At 69.2% G+C, this 22640-nt stretch carries 21 protein-coding genes and 1 tRNA gene; 12 read left to right on the top strand and 10 right to left on the bottom strand.

What is annotated here, in order from left to right; genetic code table 11:
- Window positions 1-2: 2 nt before the first annotated feature.
- Together ABFD52_13965 and fabD are read left to right on the top strand one after the other, a co-directional pair.
- Window positions 3-641, top strand: coding sequence for a hypothetical protein (locus ABFD52_13965; protein ID MEN6561871.1), 639 nt, complete (start codon window positions 3-5; stop codon window positions 639-641).
- Window positions 638-1567, top strand: a complete 930-nt coding sequence (fabD, locus tag ABFD52_13960; GenBank protein ID MEN6561870.1) for an ACP S-malonyltransferase — start codon at window positions 638-640, stop codon at window positions 1565-1567. The genes ABFD52_13965 and fabD overlap by 4 nt, the downstream gene beginning before the upstream one ends.
- Here fabD and pgsA read toward each other — a convergent pair.
- Entirely contained in the window at window positions 1550-2095 is a 546-nt protein-coding gene (gene pgsA, locus ABFD52_13955) for a CDP-diacylglycerol--glycerol-3-phosphate 3-phosphatidyltransferase (protein ID MEN6561869.1), read from the bottom strand. The genes fabD and pgsA overlap by 18 nt on opposite strands.
- A 156-nt stretch (window positions 2096-2251) precedes the next feature.
- On the opposite strand from pgsA, the gene mutS reads away from it, so the two are divergent.
- The gene (mutS, locus tag ABFD52_13950) at window positions 2252-4885 is read left to right on the top strand and encodes a DNA mismatch repair protein MutS (protein MEN6561868.1); all 2634 of its coding nucleotides are present in this window, start codon (window positions 2252-2254) and stop codon (window positions 4883-4885) included.
- A gap of 55 nt (window positions 4886-4940) precedes the next feature.
- On the opposite strand, the gene ABFD52_13945 is transcribed toward mutS, so the two are convergent.
- The gene (locus ABFD52_13945) at window positions 4941-5294 is read right to left on the bottom strand and encodes a hypothetical protein (protein ID MEN6561867.1); all 354 of its coding nucleotides are present in this window, start codon (window positions 5292-5294) and stop codon (window positions 4941-4943) included.
- A 147-nt stretch (window positions 5295-5441) separates the two neighbouring features.
- Between ABFD52_13945 and clpB the strand changes: the two genes are divergently transcribed.
- Together clpB and ABFD52_13935 are read left to right on the top strand one after the other, a co-directional pair.
- Window positions 5442-8027: an ATP-dependent chaperone ClpB gene (clpB, locus tag ABFD52_13940; GenBank protein MEN6561866.1), complete on the top strand. Its 2586-nt coding sequence runs from the start codon at window positions 5442-5444 to the stop codon at window positions 8025-8027.
- 83 nt (window positions 8028-8110) lie between these two features.
- Window positions 8111-9403 carry an outer membrane protein transport protein gene (locus ABFD52_13935; GenBank protein ID MEN6561865.1) on the top strand — a complete coding sequence of 431 codons (1293 nt, stop codon included), beginning with the start codon at window positions 8111-8113 and terminating at the stop codon, window positions 9401-9403.
- A 30-nt stretch (window positions 9404-9433) separates the two neighbouring features.
- Here the strand turns inward: ABFD52_13935 and ABFD52_13930 are convergent, their stop codons facing one another.
- The 3 genes from ABFD52_13930 to ABFD52_13920 all read right to left on the bottom strand — a co-directional run bounded on the left by ABFD52_13930 (window position 9434) and on the right by ABFD52_13920 (window position 10358).
- Window positions 9434-9670, bottom strand: coding sequence for a hypothetical protein (locus ABFD52_13930; GenBank protein MEN6561864.1), 237 nt, complete (start codon window positions 9668-9670; stop codon window positions 9434-9436).
- A gap of 22 nt (window positions 9671-9692) precedes the next feature.
- Window positions 9693-10007, bottom strand: a complete 315-nt coding sequence (locus tag ABFD52_13925) for a hypothetical protein (protein MEN6561863.1) — start codon at window positions 10005-10007, stop codon at window positions 9693-9695.
- Window positions 10008-10285: 278 nt separating this feature from the next.
- Window positions 10286-10358: transfer RNA gene (locus ABFD52_13920), tRNA-Phe, on the bottom strand.
- 282 nt (window positions 10359-10640) lie between these two features.
- On the opposite strand from ABFD52_13920, the gene ABFD52_13915 reads away from it, so the two are divergent.
- The 7 genes from ABFD52_13915 to priA are packed head-to-tail and all read left to right on the top strand — an operon-like array spanning window position 10641 to window position 17696.
- Window positions 10641-10862: a YdcH family protein gene (locus ABFD52_13915; protein ID MEN6561862.1), complete on the top strand. Its 222-nt coding sequence runs from the start codon at window positions 10641-10643 to the stop codon at window positions 10860-10862.
- Window positions 10863-10870: 8 nt separating this feature from the next.
- Window positions 10871-11896 (top strand): Asd/ArgC dimerization domain-containing protein, encoded by a 1026-nt coding sequence (locus ABFD52_13910; GenBank protein ID MEN6561861.1) that lies wholly within the window; start codon window positions 10871-10873, stop codon window positions 11894-11896.
- A gap of 46 nt (window positions 11897-11942) precedes the next feature.
- The gene (locus ABFD52_13905) at window positions 11943-12821 is read left to right on the top strand and encodes a YicC/YloC family endoribonuclease (protein MEN6561860.1); all 879 of its coding nucleotides are present in this window, start codon (window positions 11943-11945) and stop codon (window positions 12819-12821) included.
- Window positions 12822-12834: 13 nt separating this feature from the next.
- Window positions 12835-13443, top strand: coding sequence for a guanylate kinase (gmk, locus tag ABFD52_13900; GenBank protein ID MEN6561859.1), 609 nt, complete (start codon window positions 12835-12837; stop codon window positions 13441-13443).
- Entirely contained in the window at window positions 13440-14651 is a 1212-nt protein-coding gene (coaBC, locus tag ABFD52_13895; GenBank protein MEN6561858.1) for a bifunctional phosphopantothenoylcysteine decarboxylase/phosphopantothenate--cysteine ligase CoaBC, read from the top strand. The genes gmk and coaBC overlap by 4 nt, the downstream gene beginning before the upstream one ends.
- Window positions 14629-15477, top strand: coding sequence for a uracil-DNA glycosylase (locus ABFD52_13890; GenBank protein MEN6561857.1), 849 nt, complete (start codon window positions 14629-14631; stop codon window positions 15475-15477). The genes coaBC and ABFD52_13890 overlap by 23 nt, the downstream gene beginning before the upstream one ends.
- A complete protein-coding gene (priA, locus tag ABFD52_13885) occupies window positions 15474-17696 on the top strand; it encodes a primosomal protein N' (protein MEN6561856.1) in 2223 nt (740 codons plus the stop codon). Before ABFD52_13890 ends, priA begins: the two co-directional genes overlap by 4 nt.
- 282 nt (window positions 17697-17978) lie before the next feature.
- On the opposite strand, the gene ABFD52_13880 is transcribed toward priA, so the two are convergent.
- Genes ABFD52_13880 through ABFD52_13860 form a run of 5 tightly spaced genes read right to left on the bottom strand, consistent with a single transcriptional unit; the run spans window position 17979 to window position 22638 of the window.
- Complete coding sequence (locus ABFD52_13880) at window positions 17979-18581, bottom strand: hypothetical protein (GenBank protein MEN6561855.1); 603 nt, start codon at window positions 18579-18581, stop codon at window positions 17979-17981.
- Between the two features lie 14 nt (window positions 18582-18595).
- Window positions 18596-20956, bottom strand: a complete 2361-nt coding sequence (pilQ, locus tag ABFD52_13875) for a type IV pilus secretin PilQ (protein ID MEN6561854.1) — start codon at window positions 20954-20956, stop codon at window positions 18596-18598.
- A 1-nt stretch (window position 20957) separates the two neighbouring features.
- Entirely contained in the window at window positions 20958-21419 is a 462-nt protein-coding gene (locus ABFD52_13870; protein MEN6561853.1) for a hypothetical protein, read from the bottom strand.
- Complete coding sequence (pilO, locus tag ABFD52_13865) at window positions 21416-22000, bottom strand: type 4a pilus biogenesis protein PilO (GenBank protein MEN6561852.1); 585 nt, start codon at window positions 21998-22000, stop codon at window positions 21416-21418. The genes ABFD52_13870 and pilO overlap by 4 nt, the downstream gene beginning before the upstream one ends.
- Window positions 21997-22638 (bottom strand): PilN domain-containing protein, encoded by a 642-nt coding sequence (locus ABFD52_13860; protein MEN6561851.1) that lies wholly within the window; start codon window positions 22636-22638, stop codon window positions 21997-21999. Before ABFD52_13860 ends, pilO begins: the two co-directional genes overlap by 4 nt.
- Window positions 22639-22640 lie beyond the last annotated feature (2 nt).

Here is a 22640-nt window from a genome sequence, read left to right as displayed (position 1 = left end):
GGATGCTCAAGAGGACCTGGCTACTCCTGGCCCTGGCGTTCGCCGCGGCCGCGGCCGGACCGGCCCAGACGGTCAACTGCGTCGTCGCCGTCGTCAACGGCGAGATCATCACCCTGCTCGACGTCGAGGTCGCGGCCGAGTTCGGGCTGGCCGGCGCGCAGGCCGCCGAGCCCGGAGCGGACCCGCGGCGGGCCGCCCTGGACGCCCTGATCGAACGGAAGATCGTCCTGGACCTGTCCCGCGAGAACAGGGGAGTCAGCGGCGAGGAGCTCGATGCCGCGGTCGCCGAGGTGCGCCGGTCCGTCGGCGAGGCAGCCTTCGCGGCCAAGCTGGCCAAGTTCGGCCTGGCCGCCGCCGACCTCGAGCCCTATCTCGAGGAGCGCCTCATCTGCCGGCGGGCCCTGGACATGCGCTTCAGCCAGTCCATCCCGGTTTCGGTGACGGAGATCGAGCGGTACTACCGGGACATCTACCTGCCCGAGCAGGCCCAGCGGGGGGCCACGGCGGAACCGCTGGACAAGGTCGCCGACGCGATCGAGACGCGCCTCCGCGGCGAGCGCCTGGACCAGCGCAAAGCCGCCTGGCTCAACGACCTGCGGAAGCAGGCCGACATCCAGATCAAGAAGGATTGCCTGAAATGACCATCGCCTATCTCTTTCCCGGACAGGGATCGCAGGCCGTCGGCATGGGCAAGGACCTCTACGACCGTTCGGCCGAGGTCCGGGGGCTTTTTGAGCAGGCGGACGCGGCCCTGGGCTTCCCGCTCTCCAGGCTCTGTTTCGAGGGGCCCGAGGAGGAGCTGCGGCTGACCCGGAACACCCAGCCCGCCCTCCTGGTCGTCAGCACGGCCGCGTGCCTGCTCCTCGGCCGGGACCCGGCCGTGGCGGCGGGCCACAGCCTGGGCGAGTACTCGGCCCTGGTCGCGGCGGGCAGCTTGGGCTTCGAGGACGCCGTCCGGCTCGTCCACAAGCGCGGCCGCCTCATGCAGGAGGCCGTGCCCGTGGGCGCCGGCGGCATGGCGGCCGTGCTCGGCGTCCCGGGCGACGAGGTCGAGCGGCGGCTGGCCGGCGTGCGCTCGGGCGTCGTCCAGATCGCCAACTGGAACAGCGACGATCAGATCGTCATCTCCGGCGAGAAGGCCGCGCTCGAGGAGGCCCTGGCGGCGATCCGCGCGCCGCGGTCCGTGATGCTGCCGGTCAGCGCGCCCTTCCACTCCCGGCTGATGCGGCCGGCCGAGGAACGGCTGGCCGCCGATCTCGACGCCGCGGCCTTCGGCCCGCTGCGCTTTCCGATCGTCACCAACGTCGACGCCGCGCTCGTCCGGACCGGCGAGGAGGCCCGCGACGCCCTCAAGCGGCAGGTCAGCCGGGCGGTGCTGTGGACGAGATCCATGGCCGTGCTGAGGGACCTGGGGGTCGACGCCTGCGTCGAGTGCGGGCCGGGCAAGGTCCTGACCGGCCTCCTCAAGCGCATCGCCCGGGGCTGGGACAAGGCGCCGGCGCTCCACAACGCGGAGAGCTGGGAGGGCGTCGAGAAGGCGCGGGCGGCCCTATTCGGCGGGCTGTGAGATGACCCGCGGCCCGAAGCGGACGAAATATTCGACGGCGGAGACGACGGCCAGGACGAAAACGAGCCACAGCCCGACCCTGGCCACGATGTAGAACCTGCCCAGGTAGAGCGGTCCCAGGACCAGGGCCCCGACGACCCACGATTCGCTGCCCATCTTGGCCTTGCCGAAGGCCGAAGCCGGGATGTTGATGCCCTTGGACGAGGCCATGGCCCGGAAGCCCGTCACGGCGATCTCCCGCCCGATGATGACGATGGCCGCCCAGGCCGGCACCCGGCCGAGCTCGACGAGACAGATCAGCGCCGAGGCGATGAGGAGCTTGTCGGCGGTGGGGTCGAGCAGCTGGCCGAGGACGGTGACCAGGCCTTTCCGGCGGGCCAGCCAGCCGTCCAGCCAGTCCGTCAGCGAGGCGAAGACGAAGATGGCGCAGGCCACCAGGTCGTGCCCCCGGAATTGGATCAGCTGGGCGGCGACCATGGCCGGGATGGCCACGATCCTCGCCAGGGTGAGATAGTTCGGGATATTCACTCCCCGAGATTACACTACCGTCCCCCGGGTGTCAAACTCCGGAAAGCGCCGTTCCCGGCGCGGGGGAAGCGCCCCGGGCCGGGGGCCGCGGACACCGGGATGACCCGGCCGCCGAAGTTGCAAAAACGGGGGGCGGTGGGTATAGTGAGGGCTCCGATGGCCAACGAAAACTCCCTGACCCCTATGATGGAGCAGTACTTCCGCATCAAGGAGCTCCATCCCGGCGCGCTGCTCTTCTTCCGCCTGGGCGACTTCTACGAGATGTTCTACGAGGACGCCCGGACCGCCGCTCCGGTCCTCGGCATCGCCCTGACCTCGCGGCAGAAGGTGCCGATGTGCGGCGTGCCCTATCACGCCGTCAATGCCTACCTGCCCAAGCTCCTGAAGCATGGCTTCAAGGTGGCCGTTTGCGAGCAGGTCGAGGACCCCAAGGCGGCCAAGGGGGTCGTGCGGCGCGAGGTCATCAAGGTCCTGACGCCGGGCACGGCCGTCGAGATCGAGACCGAGGAGGCCAAGGAGAACACCTTCATCGCCTCCCTGGCCCTCGACGACGGCGGCTGGGGCATGGCCCTGCTCGACCTCTCGGCCGGGGAGGTGCGGACCCTCGAGGGCGGTTGGGCCGAGGCCAGGCTGCTGGCCGACGAGATCTTCAAGGCCGGGCCGAAGGAGATCCTCTATCCCGAGGGCGCCGAGGAGTCCCTGCGGCGCGTCCTGCCGGCCGACGGTTCGAACGGCGCCGCCCTCAGCCCGGCCGAAGCCTGGCTCTTCGACCCGCCCCAGGCGGCCCGCGTCGTCCTGGAGCATTTCGGGACCAGGTCGCTGGCCGCCTTCGGTCTCGAAGACAAGCCCCGGGCCGCGGCCGCCGCGGGCGCGCTCATCGCCTACGCCAAGCGCGTCAGGCAAGATTCCCTGGCCCTCGTCCAGCGCCTCTCCTACCTCAACGCCGCTGGCTATCTCGTCCTCGACGCCGCGACCGTCCGCAACCTCGAGCTTGTCCGCAACCTCCGCGACGGACGGGTCAAGGGCACCCTCCTCGACGTCATCGATTTCACCGTGACCGCGCCGGGCGGCCGCCTGCTCCGGTCCTGGCTCCTCCGGCCCCTGCGGGACGTCGCCGAGATCGTCCGCCGCCAGGACGCCGTGGCCGAGGGGCTGGGCGCGACCATCGCCCGCCGCGAGCTCCGGGAAACGCTCAAGGGTGTCCACGACCTGGAGCGCCTGGTGGGCAAGATCGCCCTGGCCGCCGCCCATCCGCGCGACCTCGTGGCCCTCAAGGCTTCGCTCGTCCCGCTGCCGGCCCTCGAGCGCGGGCTCGGGGCGTTCTCCTCGGGCCTCCTGAAGGACATGGCCGGCCGCTGGGACAACGCCGCCGACATCGCCGCCCTCGTCGACAAGGCCATCCTGGACGAGCCCGCCTTCCTCCTGACCGAGGGCGGGATCATCAAGGACGGCTGGAACGCCGAGCTCGACGGCCTGCGGGCGGTCAGCCGCTCGGGCAAGGGCTTCATCGCCGAGCTCGAGAGCCGGGAGCGCGGGCGCACGGGCATCGGCTCGCTCAAGGTCCGCTACAACAAGGTCTTCGGCTACTTCATCGAGGTGACCAAGCCCAACCTGCCCCAGGTCCCGGCCGACTACATGCGCAAGCAGACGACGGTCAACGCGGAGCGCTTCCTGACGCCCGAGCTCAAGGAGTACGAGGACAAGGTCCTCCACGCCGAGGAGCGCATCGGCCTCCTCGAGCACCGCCTCTTCCTCGAGGTCCGCGAGGCCGTGGCCCGGGAGACAGCCCGCCTGCAGCGGATCGCCGCCGACGTCGCCGCCCTCGACGTCGTCCTGGCCCTGGCCGAGTGCGCCGCCCGGCGCGGCTACGTCCGCCCGGTCGTCGACGAGGAGGACGTCCTCCGGATCGAGGACGGCCGCCACCCCGTCATCGAGACAAGCCAGGCCGAGCCCTTCATCCCCAACGACCTCGAGCTCGACGCCGCCGGGAATCAGATCCTGATCATCACCGGCCCGAACATGGGCGGCAAATCGACCTTCCTGCGCCAGGCGGCGCTCATCGTCCTCCTCGGCCAGATGGGCGCCTTTGTCCCGGCCCGCTCGGCCCGGATCGGCCTGGTCGACCGCGTCTTCACCCGGATCGGGGCCATGGACTTCCTCAGCGTCGGGCAGTCGACCTTCATGGTCGAGATGCTGGAGACGGCCGCGATCCTCCACAACGCCACGTCCCGGAGCCTCATCCTGCTCGACGAGGTCGGCCGGGGCACGAGCACCTTCGACGGGCTGAGCATCGCCTGGGCCGTGGCCGAGCGCCTCCACGAGCGGCCCGACATCCGGCCGCGGACCCTGTTCGCCACCCATTACCACGAGCTGACCGAGCTGGCCCTGACCCTGCCGCGGATCAAGAACTGCCACGTCTCCGTCAGGGAATGGCGGGACGAGGTCGTCTTCCTGCGCAAGATCGTGCCCGGCCCGTCCGACCGGAGCTACGGCATCCACGTGGCCAAGCTGGCCGGACTGCCCCGGGACGTCATCGACCGGGCCCGGGAGATCCTGTTCAACCTGGAGAAGCAGGAGCTCGATGAATCCGGCCTGCCGCGGCTGGCCCGGCGGGCCCGGCCCTCCGGGGACCGGAACCAGCTCCTGCTCTTCGCCGAGGACCGGGAATACTCCCTGCTGCGGGAGCTTAAGGAGGAGATCGAGGGGCTCGACCCTGCGTCCCTGACGCCGATCGAAGCGCTGAATATCCTGGCCGGGCTCAAGGGCCGGATCGGTTCGCCCGGAGGGTAAGAAGGCCCGATAAAAGAGACGGAGGAAAGCGGGGCGTTCTTATGAATAGGCCGGGTCAGTAGGTCTCGGACTCATCCTCGACGGAGAAGCCGTCCTCTATGTCCTCGTCGTCCTCTTCGTCCTCGTCCTTGTCGTAGCCCTCGTCGCCGTCGTCCGCCAAGTGCTCCTCGCCGTCCCCGGCCTTCCGTTCCTCGACGGCATCGTCGAAATCGCCGCGGTCGTCGAAGCGGCGGATGGTGCTGGAAGCGGCGTCGCTGTAGACGAGCTCCAGGAAATCGTCCTCGATGACGACGAACACGGACTTGGAATGGCCCGTCTGCAGGTTCCCGACCGTCTCGACGACCTCCGCGCTCTTCGACTTCCGGATCGCATCGAGCGTCAGCCAGCTCGTGACTTCCAATTCTTCCATAACACGCCTCTACGACAATAAATATGTATTTTCCGGCGCTTGTCAAGGGGGGCGAGCCGGGCCGCGGCGAGGCGCCCCGCGCCGCCTTGACAGGGCCGCGACGGGGGCCTTTAATAGAAAAGATCGTCGCCGCAGGAGGAGCCCCCGATGAGATGGGATCAGTTCACGGTCATGTCCCAGGAAGCCATCCAGAAGGCCCAGGCCCGGGCCGAGGAGATGGGCCACCAGGAGATCCGGCCCGAGCATCTGCTGGCCGCCTTCCTGGCCCAGGACGAGAACATCGTCAACGCCATCCTGGCCAAGATCGGCGCGCCGGCCGCGAAGATCAAGGCCGACGTCGAGTCCGCGCTGGAGCGGCTGCCCAAGGTCGGCGGCGGCGCCGCGGAGGCCGCCCTCTCGCCGGACCTGCGCCGGCTCCTCGATGAGGCCCGCAAGGTCGCCGAAGAGCTCAAGGACGAATACATCTCGACCGAGCATCTTTTCCTGGCCCTGCTCAAGGACGAGCGGAGCGAGGCCTCCCGCATCCTCCGCGCCAACGGCGTCGGCGAGGACTCCGTCCTCAAGGCCCTGGCCGCCGTCCGCGGCTCCCAGCGGGTGACCGACCAGGAGCCCGAGGGCAAGTACCAGGTCCTGGAGAAGTACACCCGCGACCTGACCGCCCTGGCCCGCCAGGGCAAGCTCGACCCGGTCATCGGCCGCGAGGACGAGATCCGGCGGGTCATCCAGGTCCTGTCGCGGCGGACCAAGAACAACCCCGTGCTCATCGGCGAGGCGGGCGTCGGCAAGACGGCGGTCGTCGAGGGCCTGGCCCAGCGCATCGCCAACGGCGACGTGCCCCAGTCCCTCAGGAACAAGCGCCTGCTGGCCCTCGACATGGGCTCGCTCATCGCCGGGACAAAGTTCCGCGGCGAATTCGAGGACCGGCTCAAGGCCGTGCTCAAGGAGATCGCCGACTCGGGCGGCCAAGTGGTCCTCTTCATCGACGAGCTGCACACGATCATGGGCGCCGGCGCGGCCGAGGGGGCCATGGACGCCTCCAACATGCTCAAGCCGGCCCTGGCCCGCGGCGAGCTCCGCTGCATCGGCGCGACCACCCTCAACGAGTACAAGAAGCACATCGAGAAGGACGCCGCCCTGGAGCGGCGCTTCCAGCAGGTCTACGTCGGAGAGCCGTCCGTCGAGGAGACGATCTCGATCCTGCGCGGCCTCAAGGAGAAGTACGAGGCCCATCACGGCGTCAGGATCAAGGACTCGGCCCTGGTCGCCGCGGCGACGCTGTCGTCGCGCTACATCACCAGCCGGTTCCTGCCGGACAAGGCCATCGATCTCGTCGACGAGGCCGCCTCGCGCATCCGCATCCAGATCGACAGCCTGCCCGAGGAGCTCGACGAGCTCGACCGGCGGATCCTCCAGCTCCAGATCGAGCGCCAGGCCCTGCGCAAGGAGAAGGACCCGGCCTCGCAGGAGCGGCTGGAGAGGATCGAGGAGGAGCTGGCCAACCTCGGGGAGAAGGCCTCGGCCCTGCGGGCCCGCTGGCAGAAGGAGAAGGAGACCATCGAGGCCTCTGGCAAGCTCAAGGAGCGGCTGGACGCGCTCAAGATCGAGGCCCAGGGCGCCGAGCGCCGGGGCGACCTGGAGAAGGCGGCCGAGATCCGCTACGGCAAGATCATCGAGGTCCAGAAGCAGATGGACAAGGCCGCGGCCGACCTGGCCGCTCTCCAGGCCAAGGGCCGGATGCTCAAGGAGGAGGTCGACGAGGAGGACATCGCCCAGGTCGTCTCCAAGTGGACGGGCATCCCGGTGGCCAAGATGCTCGAGGGCGAGGTCGACCGGCTCATCCGCATGGAGGAGATCCTGGGGAAGCGCGTCATCGGCCAGGACGCGGCCATCCAGGCGGTCGCGGCCACGGTGCGCCGGTCCCGGGCCGGCATCCAGGAGCCTGGCCGGCCCATCGGCTCCTTCATCTTCCTCGGCCCGACCGGCGTCGGCAAGACCGAGCTGGCCCGGGCCCTGGCCGAGTTCCTGTTCGACGACGAGAAGGCCATGGTCCGGCTGGACATGTCCGAGTACATGGAGAAGCACACGGTCAGCCGGCTGATAGGCGCCCCGCCCGGCTACGTCGGCTACGAGGAGGGCGGCCAGCTGACCGAGGCGATCAAGCGCCGGCCCTATGCGATCATCCTGCTCGACGAGATCGAGAAGGCCCATCCCGATGTCTTCAACATCCTGCTCCAGATCCTCGAGGACGGCCGCCTGACGGACGGCCAGGGCCGGACGGTCGACTTCAAGAACACCCTGATCATCATGACCTCGAACCTCGGCAGCCAGGCCATAAAGGACCTCAGCCGGGATTACGAAGCCATGGAGAAAGAGGTCCGCAAGGTCCTCGAGACCCACTTCAAGCCGGAGTTCCTCAACCGCGTCGACGAGGTCATCATCTTCAGGCCGCTGCCGAAGAGCGCCATCCTGAAGATCGTCGGGCTCCAGCTGGACCTCCTGGCGAAACGGCTGGCCGACCGCAAGATCGGCCTGGAAGTGACCAGGGAGGCCAAGGCTCTGCTGGCGGACCGGGGCTTCGACCCGGTCTACGGGGCCCGCCCCCTCAAGCGGACCATCCAGCGGGACGTCCAGAACCCGCTGGCCATGAGGATCCTGGCCGGCGATTACGGGGAAGGGGACACGGCCGTGATCGGCGTGGACAAGGCGGGCCAGTTCGCCTTCGGCAAGAAATAGGCGGCCGGCACCGCCGCCGCGTGCCCCTTTCGCCCGGTTCGTAATATAATAGGCCGCACCTTCGCGCAACGGAGACACAGATCATGACCAAGAAGATCCTGATAGCGGCCCTGGCGGCCCTTGCCGTTCTGCCCTCGATCGCGCCGGCGAACGGCCTCAACCTGAACAGCCTCGGCTCGCGGGCCCAGGCCATGGGCGGCGCGTTCGTGGGCGTCGCCGACGATTTCAGCGCCGTGTTCTGGAACCCCGCCGGCGCGGCCTGGTTCAGGCAGACGACCTACGGCTTTTTTGCGACCGACCTCATGCCGAAGACGAGCTACGGCCTCTCGATCAAGCCGGGATTTGTCTACATCCCGGAGTATCCTCCGCCGGCCGTTGACGCCAGGACCAGGAAGGCCAATTACCTGGGCTTCCTGGGGGCCTACTACAGGCCGGTCGGCCGCAAGGTCGTCGTCGGCCTGGGCTTCGGCACGCCCTCCGGCATGGGGACGAAATGGAACGGCGCCGACTTCGCGGACCTGGCCGGCGGGACGACGTACGACTGGTCGAGCAAGATCTGGGTTTTCTCCCTCTCCCCGCTCGTGGCCGTGAAGCTCGGCGACCGGATCTCCGTCGGGGCCACGGTCAACATCCAGTATGGGAATTTCAGCCTCAAGATGCCGGCCGGGTCGGCCGACCTGGGCGAGGGGACCGTCGACCTCGGCCAGTACGAGGAGAACATGAACGGCTGGGCGGTCGGGGCGACCTTCGGCGTCCTGGCCCGGCCCAGCGACCGGCTCAGCCTCGGCCTGACGGTGCGGACGCCGTCGACCATGACCTACAAGGGCTCGGCCCTGATGTCCTATCTCCCGATGTACGGCCTGCCCGGCGCCTCGCGGCTCGAGCGCAAGATGACCTGGCCGCTCTGGATCGCCGGCGGCGTCGCCTTCCGGCCCGTCCCGCGGCTCGTCCTGAGCGCCGACGTCCAATGGACCCAGTGGTCGAAGCTCGACCACATCGCCACGGACTATTTGGATCCGGCCTGGGCGGCCATCATGACGGCGAACGGCAACGACGTCCGGGCCTTCGACTGGGCCGACAGGACCCAGCTCCGGATCGGGGCGGAATTCAAGCTGAACGCGACCACGGCCCTGCGGGCCGGCTGCTACCACGACCCCGCGCCGGGGCCGGCCTCGACCCTCAACGTCTTCCTGCCGAACTTCACCTATAACACGGTGTGCCTCGGCCTGGGCAAGACCCTCAGCGGCGGCCTGCAGCTGGATTTCGGGCTGGAGTACTATGCGGGCCGGGAGCGCGTCCAGGATTCCGAGACCTACGATATCAGGTACGGGATGCACATCGTCGTCCCGTCGGTCTCGGTCAGCTATAAGTTCTAGACCGCGGCCGCCGGCCCGGGCCCGCCCGCCTCATTCGTGGGCGTGCTCCTCGCCGTGCCGGCAATGCGGGCAGGGGACGAATCCCCGGCGCTTCGCCTCCCCGGCCGTGTCCGGGGAGAAGAGCCGGACCTCCTCCGCGGGGATGCGATCGATCCCGCAGCCGCCCGAGATCATCAGCGGGGCCTCATAGACCGAATCGTGGAAGATCTTCAACCTGTTGTCCCCGATGAACCTTTTCCCGTCGAAGGGAGAGTGAAAGCGCGTCATTCCTGCCTCCCGGACCAGCCTGTCAGTCCGCCGTCCTGAGACCCGGCCCGCTTTCCCCGGCCTCCGTCGGCCGGCGGCAGGGTCGCCTGAAGACTTTCGCGACGACGCGCCCCCCGCCCGCGGCGTCAAGGTAATGGAAGAAATCGTCCCGCCAATGGAAGATCTTCCTGGTCCGGGCCTCCCGGCCGACCTCGTCGAGCTCGTAGAGCGCGACGCTGCACTCCGACGGGTGCGCGAGCAGGAACTCTTCGCCGGCGGCGGTGGCTTCCTCAAAGGTCGGAAATCGTGTTTCGATGCCGCCGGGCCGCACGAGGATGACGCCGGATGCCTTGTCCAAGTCCTTTTCTCCTTCTTCCATCAGCTCGCCTCCCGGCCGCCGGCGGTCAGGCCGGAGCCCTCCGGCCGGCAACGCTCCTGTCATTCCCACGTTGCCTCCTTCCTTCCGGCAAGCGCAGAAATCGGCCATGGTATATAAAAGAGCGTTTTGGAGGGCGAAAATTACCGGGACCGGAAAAAAACCCTCAAAAGGAGTCTCCGGGGAGCCGGGCCGGCGGCATCGTCCTCGCCGGCGGGAAACGGCGGATGGGGACGATCACCGGGATAGAAAAGAAAAAATGGCTAGGGACGGAATTGAACCGCCGACGCAAGGATTTTCAGTCCTTCGCTCTACCAACTGAGCTACCTAGCCATTTGGACCGCCGAACGAGCGCCCGACGGCGGGACAAGTATAAATATTCCACCCGATAAAGTCAATATTCCGAGCCGGATGCCCCAAGCGCCGGACTCTCGGCCCGGAAACCGGGGAGAACATGCGATACTGGCTTCCCCGGAGTGGGCCCATACTTCCGGCGCCTGCCCGCCGACCCCGGGAGGAACGGATCCCTGCGGGGGAAGTCCCCGAAAGCCGTTCCCGCCCCAAATTGAAACGACCCGGTCGATATGATATTCTGGCCGCGGAGGGAACGAACGTATGGATGAACAGGCGCTCAAAGAGCTTCTCCTCAGGGAGAACGCGGAATTTCGCCGGGCCCACGACGACCACCAGGCCTGCGACAAGGCCCTCGAGGCGCTCCGCGGCAAGTCCCATCCCTCGCCGGCCGACGCCGACCGGGAGCGGGAGATCAAAAAGAAGAAGCTCGCCCTGAAGGACCGGATGTACCAGCTGATGGCCGAATACCTCCAGACCCGATAAGGACCTCGATGACCCCGCCCAAATCCCGCAAACCCCGCCTGGGGCTCGTCGGCTCCGATACGCTGAGAGGCAAGGAGATCCTCGAGGTCCTGACGGTCCGGAAGTTCCCCCTGGCCTCGCTCGAGCTCTTCGATCCCGAGGTCGAGGAGGAGTACAGCAAGCTCGGCCAGTTCCGCGGCGAGGCCAAGGTCGTCCACGCCCTGACGCCGGCCGCGCTCGATGGCCTGGACCTGGTCTTCCTGGCCGCCGACGAGAAGACCAACCGCCGCTGCGGTCAGATGGCCGGCGAAAAGGAATACCTGGCCGTGGACCTGGCGGAGACCTTCAACGCCGACCCCGCCGTGCCGCTCGTCGTGGCCGGCATCAACGAGGCGGTCCTGCGGCGGGCCAAGACCTCCCTCGTCGCCAATCCGCACCCGGCGACGATCGTCCTCTCGCACCTGCTCGCGTCCCTCCGGGCCGGCTTCGGCATCGAGCAGGCCATCGCCTTCGTCCTCGAGCCCGTCTCGGCTTACGCCGAAGAAGGCATCCAGGAGCTGGCCGAGCAGAGCTATGCCATGCTCGGGAGCTCGGCCATGTCGAAAAGGGTCTTCCCCGACCAGGTCGCCTTCAACCTTCTGGCCCGCACCTCCAAGCCCGACAAGAACGGCTTCTCCGCCCTCGAGAGCCGGGTCACGGCCGAGGTCGGCCGGGTGCTCGGGCCGGAGCCGGTCCCGCTCGCCCTGTCCATCGTCCTGGCCCCGGTCTTCCACACCTATTCGATCATGGTCCACGCCGAGATCGGCCGCGACGCCTCGATCGGCGAGGTCGAGGCCGCGCTCCGGCAGGACCCCGTGCTTCACGTTCCGGCGGGCGGCGAAGCGGCCGTCTCGCCCGCGGCCGTCGCCGGCAAGGAGCGCATCCACCTGGGGCCGATCAAGAAGGATCCGGTCCTGCCTCGGGGCTTCTGGTTCTGGGCCATCGCCGACAACCTGACCGTCGGCTCGAGCCTGAACGCCTACGGCATCGCCCGGGCCCTCTTCGGGGGCGAGTGAGCGGGGACGGGCGGCGGGCGCGGGACGAGCGAGGAGAGAACGCATCATGATCCTGGGCATGACCGGATTCGCCGAAAAGAGCTTCGTGTCGCCGTCGATGCGGCTGAAGATCGGCGTCAAGACCCTGAACCATCGCTTCTTCGACTGGTCCTACAAGGGCGCTCCTCTGGGCGAGGCCGAAGGCCGCCTCAGGGCCCTCTGCGAGAAGAAGATCCGGCGCGGCCGGGTCGAGGTCTTCATCGACCTGACGCCGCTCGGCGCCGCGGGCTGGGACTTCTCCCTGAACGAGGGCCTGCTCGAGAAGATCCTGCGCTCCCTCGACCGGGTCAGCCGGCGGACCGGGCTGCGGCTCGAGATCTCGCTCGACAGCCTCTTCCGCGTGCCCCAGCTCATCGATGTCGGCCGCCGGGCCCTCAGCGCCCGGGACGCGGCCTTCCTCGAGCGCTCGTTCGTCCGGACGCTCGACGACGTCCTGGCCCTGCGTCGCCGCGAGGGCCGGGAGACGGCCCGGCTCCTCCGGACCCACATCGCCGCCGTCAGGCGCTCCGTCGCCCGGGCCGAGGCCCAGTTCAGGCGCCAGCCTGCCCGCCTCAAGGCCCGGATCGAGAAGCGGCTGGCCGGTCTCAACGGCGGCGCCCAGGTCTCTGAAGGCAAGCTGGCCGAGGAGGCCTCGATCCTGGCCCAGCGCTACGACCTGGCCGAGGAGATCGGCCGGCTCAAGACCCACCTCGACTCGTTCGAGTCCTTCCTCTCGCCCAGGGTCGGCGAGCCGGTCGGGCGCCAGCTCGATTTCCTGGCCCAGGAGCTCAACCGCGAGGCCAACACGCTGGCCTCCAAGTCCCAGGACATCCGCATCACCCGCGAGAGCCTGGCCATCAAGAACGAGCTCGAGAGCATCCGCCAGCACGTCCAGAACATCGAATAGGGGAGTCGACGCCATGGTCTTCGTCATCACCGGGCCGTCCGGCTGCGGCAAATCGACCCTCATCAAGCGGGTCCGCCGGGCCCTCGGCGGTTTGGAGTTCTCCGTCTCGCACACGACCCGGCCGCGCCGGCCCTCGGAAAAGGACGGCCTGGACTACCACTTCGTCTCCGAGCTCGTCTTCGAGCGCATGGTCCGGGAGAAGCGCTTCCTCGAACACGCCCGGGTCCACGGCAATCTCTACGGGACGGCCCGGGCCGAGGTCGAGACGAAGGGCCGCCGCGGCGACATCATCCTCGACATCGACGTCCAGGGCGCCCGGCAGGTCCGGGCCCGGGTCGAGGGGGCCGTCCTCGTCTTCATCATGCCGCCCGTCGCGTCGGAGCTCCGCCGCCGCCTCATGGCCCGCGGCGAGGACAGCCGCGAGGCGGTCGAGCGCCGGCTGCGGAACGCCCGGGCCGAGGTCCGGGCCTACGCCGAGTTCGACTACGTCGTGGTCAACGACGATCTCGCCCGGGCCGTGGCCGACCTCAAGACCATCATCGGCGCCGCGCGGCACCGCCCCGAGGCCATGTCCGGGCGGCTGAGGCCCATCCTGCGCAGCTTCGCCAAGGGGCGGCCATGACCGGGAGAAAGACCAAGATCGCCCTGGGCGTGTCGTCGTCGATCGGCCTCTACAAGGCCTGCGAGGTCGTCCGCGGCTTCCAGAAGGCGGGGATCGCGGTCCAGGTGGTCATGACCCCGAACGCGGCCCGGCTCATCTCGCCCCTGCTCTTCAGCTCGCTGGCCGGCACGAAGACCATCGTCGACACGTTCGAGGAGCCGGAAGCGAGGTCGATCCGGCACGTGGCCCTGGCCAGGGAGATCGCCCTCCTGTGCGTCGCCCCGGCCACGGCCAACGTCATCGGCAAGTTCGCCGGCGGCGTGGCCGACGATTTCCTGTCGACCCTGTTCCTGGCCACGACGGCGCCGGTGCTCGTCGCCCCGGCCATGAACGAGGCCATGTACCTCGACCGGGCGACCCAGGCCAACATCTGCCGCCTCAAGGCCCTCGGCGCCGAGTTCGTCGAGGCGGAGAAGGGCTATCTCGCCTGCGGCGACGCCGGCTGGGGCCGGCTGGCCGAGCCCGGGACGATCGTCCAGGAAGGCTTGCGGATCCTGGCCAGGACGAAGAGCCTGGCCGGCCGGACCGTCCTGGTCACGGCCGGGCCGACGCGCGAGCACCTCGACCCGGTCCGCTTCCTCTCCAACCCGTCGTCGGGCAAGATGGGCTACGAGCTGGCCCGCGAGGCGGTCGCCCGCGGCGCCAGGACGGTCCTCGTCTCCGGCCCGACGGGGCTGGTCCCGCCGGCCGGCGCGCGGACGGTGGCCGTCGAGACCGCAGCCGAGATGGAGAGAGCCTGCCTGAAGGCCTTCCCGAAGGCCGACATCGTCGTCATGGCCGCCGCGGTCTCCGATTTCCGGTTCAAGGACGCGCGCCGGCGCAAGGCGGCCAAGGAGGAGATCGGCCTGTCCCTGGCGGTCGAACGGACCCCCGACATCCTGGCCCGGCTCGGCCGGTCGAGGAAGCCCGGCCAGGTCCTGGTCGGGTTCGCCGCCGAGACCCACGACGTCGCCGAACACGCCCGGCGGAAGATGGCGGCGAAGAAAGCCGACCTCATGGTGGCCAACGCCGTCGGCGGCGGCCGGGGGTTCGGGACCGACGCGAACGAGGCCCTGATCATCGCCCCGTCCGGCCAGGTTCAGGCGACCGGCCTGCTCAGCAAGCGCGAGATCGGGCGCATCATCTTCGACCGCATCGAGGCTCTCCTTGACAAAAAAAAGCGCCGCTGAGATCCGCGAGGACCTCAAGGCCCACGTCGACTTCCTGGCCGAGGCCGGGGCCGGGTTCGTGCTGCGCCGGCCCGGTGAGGAGCCGCGCCGCGGGACGTACCGGCCCCCGGCCGGGACCGCGGCCCGGGCGTCGTCCCGGCCGGCCGCGCCGGCGGCTCCTTCGGCCCGCCGCGGGACGGGGCTCCAGCCGGCTCCGGCCGCCGCCGCCGCTCCCGCGCCTTCCCCGGCCTCCCTGGCCGGCCGGCCGCCGCAGACGGACGCCGAGCGGGCGGCCCTCGAGGAGATCGAGCGGCAGGTCCGGGCCTGCACGCGCTGCGCCCTCCACCGGTTCCGGACGAAGGCCGTGCCCGGCGAGGGCAATCCCTCGGCCGAGCTTATGTTCATTGGCGAGGGTCCAGGCCGCGACGAAGACCTCCAGGGCCGGCCGTTCGTCGGAAGGGCCGGGCAGCTGCTGCGCCGGATCATCGCCGCCATGACCTTCCGCGAGGACGAGGTCTACATCGCCAACATGGTCAAGTGCCGGCCGCCGGAGAACCGCGTCCCCCACGGCGACGAGATCGAGGCCTGCTCGCCCTATCTCGTCCGCCAGATCGAGCTCATCCGGCCGAAGGCCATCGTCACCCTGGGCAAGACCCCGACGGACTTCTTCGCGCCCGGCCGCGAGGGCATGACGGCCCGGCGCGGCCGCTTCGGGGAATACCGCGGCATCCCGGTCATGCCGACGTTCCACCCGTCCTACCTCGTCCGGAACGAGAACAACCGCGAGCTCCGGCGGATGGTCTGGGAGGACATGCAGAAGGTCATGGCCCTGCTCGGCAGAAAATGACGGTCTTCGCCCGGGTCGTCTTTCCGCTGCCCCTCGAGCAGTCCTTTCTCTACGCCGTCCCGGAGGCCTTCCGGGCCGCGGCCCGGCCCGGGGCGCGGGTGGTCGCGCCGCTCGGGGCCCGCCGGCAGAACGGCTTCATCGTCGCGGTCACGCCTGAGCCGCCGGCGGAGGGGGTCAAGGTCAAGGAGCTTCTCCAGGTCCTCGACGACCGGCCCTTCAGGGACGAGCGCTTCCTCGAGTTCACCGGCCGCCTGAGCGCCGAGTTCCGCTCCTCGTGGGGCGAGATCCTCCAGACGGCCCTGCCGCCTTCGCTCGCCGTCAAGACGCGGGTCGTCGTCGCCCTGACCGAGGCCGGGCGGGACGCGCTCGAGAAGGGCGGTCTGGGCCCGAAGGCCCGGGTCCTGGCCCGGGCCCTGGCGGTCGCGCCCAAGGGCCTGAGCCCGCTGGCCCTGCGGCGGAAGCTCGATGGCGGCGACGTCTCCGGCCTCGTTTCGCGGATGGAGAGGACCGGGCTCGTCGCGGTCGAGCACAAGGCCGGAGCGGCCCCGCGGCCCGTCCAGGCGGGGGAAAGCGCCGCCGGCGCGGTTCAACTGGGGCTGGCCTTCCCCGAGTCGCTCCGCGAGGCCGGCGCATTGGCACCGGTCGAGCGGGCGATCGTCGACGGCCGGGCCGGCGCCTGGTACCTCTTCGGCTCGGACGGACCGCGCCGGGCGGCTTTCCAGGCCCTGGTGCGGCGCGCCGTCGGGGCGGGCGGGCGCGTGCTCTTTCTCCAGCCCGAGGTGGCCCCCTCGGAGTCGCTCGTCTCCGGCTTCAAGGCCGATTACGGGCGACAGGCCGTCGTCTTCCACGGCCGGATGACCGGCCGGCAGCGTGAAGAGGCCTGGCGGACGCTCCGGAGCGGGCGGGCGGCCCTGGCGTCCGGCACGCGCTCGGCGCTCTTCGTCGAGACCGGGCCCCTGCGGCTGGTCGCCGTCGACGGCGAGCAGGAGGAATCATATGCCCAGGCCGAGAGCCCGGCCTACGACGCCCGCCGCGGCGCCGTGCTGCGGGCCGGGTCCGAAGGCGCAGTGGCCGTTCTCGGGTCGTCCCGGCCGACGGTCGAGGCCATGGCCGAGGCCCGGCGGCGCGGCATCCTGATCGACGTGGGGCGGGAGCCGCGGCGGCCCGCGGCGACCGTGGTCGAGCACGCCGGCGACGCCCCGATCGTCTCCCGCGAGCTCGAGCGCCGGCTCCGGGCGCGCCTGGAGAAGGGGGAGCCGGCCATCCTTTTCCTCAACCGCCGGGGCTACGCCGCCCAGATCGTCTGCCGGAAATGCGGCTCGGTCCCGCGCTGCCCCCGCTGCGACGTCGCCCTGGTCTACCACAAGGCCGACGACCGCCTGATCTGCCATTATTGCGATCACGCCGTGGACGCGCGCCGGGCCTGCGCCCGGTGCGGCGGCGAGCTGGCCGTCCGCCGGGGCGCGGGAACGCAGGCCGTCGAGGAAGAGCTGGCCCGGCTGTTTCCCAAGGTCCCGGTCGCCCGCTTCGACGCCGACACGGCCTCGAAGCCGGAGGACCGGGAGCGCCTCCTGGCCGAGTTCGCCAGGGGCAAGGTCCCGCTCCTCGTCGGGACCCAGCTCCTTGTCCACCAGCCCGGCGTGCCCAAGGCCGGCCTGGTCGGCGTCCTCCGGCCCGAATACCTCCTGGGCTTCTCCGACTACCGGGCGTCGCAGAAGACCTTCGAGGCCGTCTCGGCGATGCTCGAATTCGTCCGCGACGCCGAAGACGCGGAGGCCGTCGTCCAGACGGCCGGGCCCGTGCATTTCGCGATCGCGGCGGCGGCGGCCGGCGACTACGCGGCCTTCTACGACCGGGAGATCGAGTTCCGCCGGGTCCTTGGCTACCCGCCGTTCGCCAGCCTGGCCGAGGTCGTCCTGCAGGGGCGCGATGTCCGCTCCCTGGGGGCGAGGTCGCGCGAGCTTCGGGCGCTCCTTCAGAAGAACGCCCCGGGGCTCGAGGTCCTGGGGCCGGCCTTCGCCCCGGTGGCCCGCATCCGGGACGTCTCCCGCGTCCAGTTCATCCTCAAGGCCGCCGACCGGGCAGCGATCGACCGGGCCCTCGACGAGACACTGCCGAAGATCCGCCTGAAAAAGACGGTGACCTTCTCCTACTCGCCCTTCGGCGATCAGGGTCCATGCCCTGAGCCAGGCCGGAGAGAGGAATCCCCGGAAAATTAGCGGACTTTCCGGGCCCGTCATGACCGGCCGCCGAGGGGCCTCGGGGATCGTCTCCGCTCGCTGCGGTGATCCTTCACGCCGTCACGGTCCGGAGCCGACGTGTCCGTCTCCGTCCCGATGCCGGCTGAATCGCCGCTTTATGCTCGCTCCGACGCACCCCGCGGCCCCTTCTTCGGCGGCCTCTGCCGGGCATCCTGTCTGACCGGACCGGCGTCGTTATGCGGAATACAAAAAAAGGCCCGTCCCGGAGGACGGGCCATGGTCTGACGCGGACGGGAGAGGTTACTTCTTGATCGGCGCCACGGTCTGGTAATCGGCGAAGTAGATCGTCAGGTAGCCGGTCGCCGTGACCGGATGGTCCGACAGGTCGTGGCCGAAGATCTCGATCTTGGCCCGCCGCTCGAGGACCGTGCTCGTGCCGATCAGGCCGACCAGCGGGGCGGCCTGCTTGGCCGCCTCGGTGACGACCACGAAGGGGATGGACGTCGTATCGTCGACGGCGCAAAGGACGGTCGAGAAGTTGCCGTCGAAGGGCAGGGGGACGTCGGTGCCCGGCGTGCCCGGCCCGCTCGCCAGCTCGTAGGTGACGCGATAGTTCGTCAGCACGACGTCGTTGAACTGCGAGGGCCCGCTTCCCGAGTTGGGGTTGACCAGGCTGACCAGGATGTTGGCCGTGGCGTTGCTGACCCGGACGAGGCCGTCGCTGTCGAGGACGTCGGACTGGAGATAGGCGACCTCATCTCCGTCGACCGTCGTGCCGGTGAGGCTCTCGATGATGATCATGCTGCTGGATTCGGCCTCCCGGGAGATCTTGTTGCATCCGGCCAGCATGAGGAAGGCGGCCGCGGCCGCCAGGACCTTGAGAGTCGTTGTCATCTTGCTCATGTCTCGTTCTCCTGTTACTTGATGATCCGGGGCGTGATGAAGATGAGCAGCTCCCGGCTGGTCTTTGTCCGGGCGAAGTTCTTGAACAGGGTGCCCAGGATCGGGATCTGGTTCAGGAACGGCGTGCGCTCCCGCGTCACCGAGTCCTCCGTCCGGTAGATGCCGCCGATGACCGTCGTGCCGCCGTCGGGGACCATGACCGTGGTCTTGGCGCTCTGCATGGTGATCGGCGGGATGCCGTTGACGAGGTTGGCGAAGTCGGCCGCGTTGTTCTGGATCTCGATGTTCATGATGATCGTCCCCTCGGCGGTGATCTGCGGCGTGGCCCGCAGCTCGAGGGCGGCGTTGACGTACCGGGTCGTCACCGTGAAGTTGGCCACGGTCTGCACGGGGATCTGGCGGCCCTGGATGATCTCGGCCTGCTGGTTGTTCTGGGTGACGACGGAGGGCCGGGAGATGATCTTGCCGTCGCCGGCCGTCTCCAGGGCCGACAGGGCGACGTCGACCCGGAAGGAATCGAGGACGTTGGCGAAGGACAGGCCGAGGGCCGAGTTGAAGGACGGGGCCGGCAGGTTGACGGCGTAGCCGCCGAGAGGGCCGCCGATGCCCTTGGTCACGGTGCCCTGCGGGATGATGGCGCCGTCGACCTGGATGCTGTTGGGGAACTGGAGGTTGGTGGCGTTGCCGTAATACTGGCTCGCCTCCGCGTTGAAGCCCCACTGGATGCCCAGGTTGCGGACGAACGTGGTCGAGGCCTCGACCACGCGGGCTTCGATGGAAACCTGGGGCGTCGGCGTGTCAACGACGCTGATGAGCTTCTCGAGCAGCTCGAGCTTGTCGCGGACCTCGGAGATGAGCAGCGTGTTGGTCCGCTCGTCGACGATGATCTCGCCCCGGCTGGAGAGCTTGGACCGCAGCAGGGTGTTCACGTCCTTGGCCTTGGAATAGGACAGGGTGATGGTCTTGACCGTGACCGGCCCGGACAGCTCCTTGCTCTCCTTGAGCCGGCGCTGCTCCTCTTCCTCGCGCGTCAGGACCGAGACGGGGGCGACCCGCAGGATGTTGCCCTCGATCGTCTTGCCCATCTTGTTCTGCTTGAGGATGATGTCCAGGGCCTGGTCCCAGGGGACGAGCTGCAGGTTGACGGTGACCGTGCCGCGGACGTCGGGATCGAAGACGACGTTCAGGCCGGCGAACTCGGCCAGGTAAAGGACGACGTCGCGGAGGTCGGAATCCTTGAGCTTGAGGCTGAGGACCTCGCCGGAGTACTTGTCCTCGTCGGCCGCGATCGTCCTCGGCTGGAACTTGACCGACTTGTCGTCGACGACGACGGCTTTCTGCTGGGCCTTCGGGGCCGGCGCGGCGGCGGGGGCGGGAGCGGGGTTCGACGACGGCGCGCAGAGCGTCGTCACCGGGACCTCCCTGGCCGCGGCCTTCGCCTCGGCCCCGGGCTCGGGCTTGGGCTCGACCTTCGGGGCGGCGGGCTCGGGCCGGGCGGGCTCCGTCCGGGCCGGCGCGGGCACCGGGGCCGGCGCGGAGGCCGGGGCCGGCTGCACCAGCGCGGCCGGCGCGGCGGCCGCGGCGGCGAAGAAGGACACGACCAGGCCGTTGCCGCGGGAATCCAGGTCGTAGAGGCCGGCCTCCTTGAGGTCGAAGACCATCCGGGTGATGGGGCGCGGGCCGGCGGTCTGGAACTGGGCGACCCGGACCCGCTGGACCGTGGAGCGCGGGTCGTCGATCGGCCAGACGTCGGACTTGGTGGAGAGGAGCGTATCGAAGAGGTCGACGACCAGGCGCGGCGGGTTCTCCAGGGCGAAGACCTGGGTGACGACCGAGCCGGTCAGGGCGGCCGTGACCGACAGCGATTCGGCGCCGGCGGCCGTGTCGACCCGGCTGAGCCGGATCTCGCTCTTGGCCTTGCGGTCGAGCTCGGCCTGCGTCGCGGCGTCGATGACGTAGCCGGCCTGGCCCCTCTGGATGCCGTTGAGCTCGACCACGGTCCGTCCGGCTTCCCGGACGAGCCGGGCCGGCACGCGCTCGGCCAGACGGACGAGGAGGCGGAGCGCGTCGGCCCCGGCCTTCTCGACCTGGACGTCCCGCACGAGCCCGGTCCCGGAGGAGGGGAGGGCCGGCGCGGCGGCCGTCGAGGCCCTGGCGATGTCGAGGACGAGCGTCCGCGGCGTCTCGGCCGGATAATAGGCCCGGTCGACGGCCAGCGGCCCGTCGGTCTCGAGGACCAGCCTGGTCGCGAGCGCGCCCGGCAGGACCTGGATCTTGCTGATATGCACGGCGGGGGCCGGCGCCTGGGCGTTCAGGCCAAGGAGGCCGAGCACGCACAGCCCGGCGAGGACGGCCGGAAGGGTTCTCTTTTTCATGTTACAGCTCCTCCGTGATTTCCTTGATGACGTCTCTCGGCCTCATGAGGGGGATCCCCCGCTCGTGGGTCTTGCGCAGGACCACCTGCGTATCGCTGATGGACAGGACGTATCCGTCCGCGAACTTGTCACCGACCTTGGCGAACATGGGAAAGCCCTGGGGCATGCCGATCAGGGCGGTGTAGACGCTCTTGTTCTTGACGATGCCGAAGAGGATGAGGTCGTCGATGAAGTACTGCTCTTCGCCGACGGCGTTCTTCTCCCTGAGGTCGCGGCCGGCCAGGAGGTCCTTGAACGGGTCGCGGCGCCCCTCGGGACTGTAAGTGAAGCCCGTCTGGACGGTCAGGGCCGGCATGGCCGCGGACGGCGGGGCCTGCTCCTGGGCCCGGGGCGTTTCCTGGGCGAGGAGAGGGACCAGGCCCGCGCAGACGATACCGATCAGAAGAACGGCGGTTTTTTTCATCGTTTGGGCCTCGCTTGCTGTTTTTTGGCCGGCGCCGCGGCCGCCGCCGGCTCGGCGAAGAAGTAGGTCTTGGCCGTCCAGTTGGCGGAGATCGTGTTCAGATCGGTCTGCCGGCTCAGGGACTTGATGCTGAAGTTGTCGATGGTGAAGACCCGGGCGAACTTGCTGAGCTTGTCGAAGAAGAGCCCGAGGTTATGGTAGTTCCCGGAGACCTGGATGGGGATGGGCCACTCGGCGTAGAAGTCCTTGGCGACCTCCTGGCCCGGGGCGAAGCGGAGAACGTCCAGCCGGGAATCATAGGCCAGGGCCTGGATCTGCCGCAGGATGTCCGCGATCTCTTTCCTCTGGGGGATGTTGACCTCTAGGGTCTTGAGCTTGGCCGTCATGGCGGCGATGTCGGCCTCGATCTTGTCCAGCTCGCGCTTCTTCTGCTTCAGGTTCTGGACCTCCTGCTCGACCTTGACCCGGTCGGCCTTCAGGGCCCTGAGCTTGGCGTCCTGGGGCTTGAAGTAGAACATGAAGGCCAGGGCGAAGATGAAGACGGCGAAGACGAGGTGTCCGTACCAGGGCCAGTTTTTCATTTCTTCACCCCTTTCTTGGCGGCCGGCTCGGCCGGGCCGGGCGGCGGCGGGACGGGCTCCGGCTTCCTTTCGACCATGGCCCGCAGCTGGAACTCCAGGTACTGGTCGCCCTGGACGGTCCTCTGCGTCGAGGCGACGAGGTTGACGTTCATGACCTGGGGGCTGGCTTCGAGGTTGGTGATGTAGTCGGCGATCAGGTTGTTGGACAGGGCCCGGCCCTTGAGAGAGATGCCCTTGGCGTCATAGACGACCTCGGTCAGCCAGACCCAATCGGGGAGCCGTCGGCTGAATTCGTCCAGGAGGCGGGGGGCCATGTCGCGCTGGGCGTTGAGGCTCTCGATGAGGGTGATCTTCTTGTCCAGGGCTTCCCGGGCCGCCTGCTGCTTCTTCAGCGCGTCCTCGACGTAGGCGAGCTTGGCCTTCTCCTGCCGGGCCGAGGCCAGCAGCGCCCGCTCCTGGTCCATGGCCTTCTTCTGGAAGAAGTAGAACGCTCCAAGGGCGATGACGAGGGCGAGGAAGATGAGGTTGCCGACGTTCGGCCCCTTCCTGCCCCCCCGGCCGCCTTCCTCGACGGCGCCCGGGGCGACGATCGGTTCCTTGTCCCTGGTTTCCGGCTTGAGGAGATTGATCCGTATCATGG

It is taken from the genome of Acidobacteriota bacterium (assembly GCA_039683095.1).
In the GTDB taxonomy this organism is placed as follows: Bacteria; Acidobacteriota; Aminicenantia; order Aminicenantales; family Saccharicenantaceae; genus RBG-16-66-30.
The sequence above is the reverse complement of the archived record's forward strand: the minus strand, read 5'-3'. Positions and strand labels throughout refer to the sequence as shown.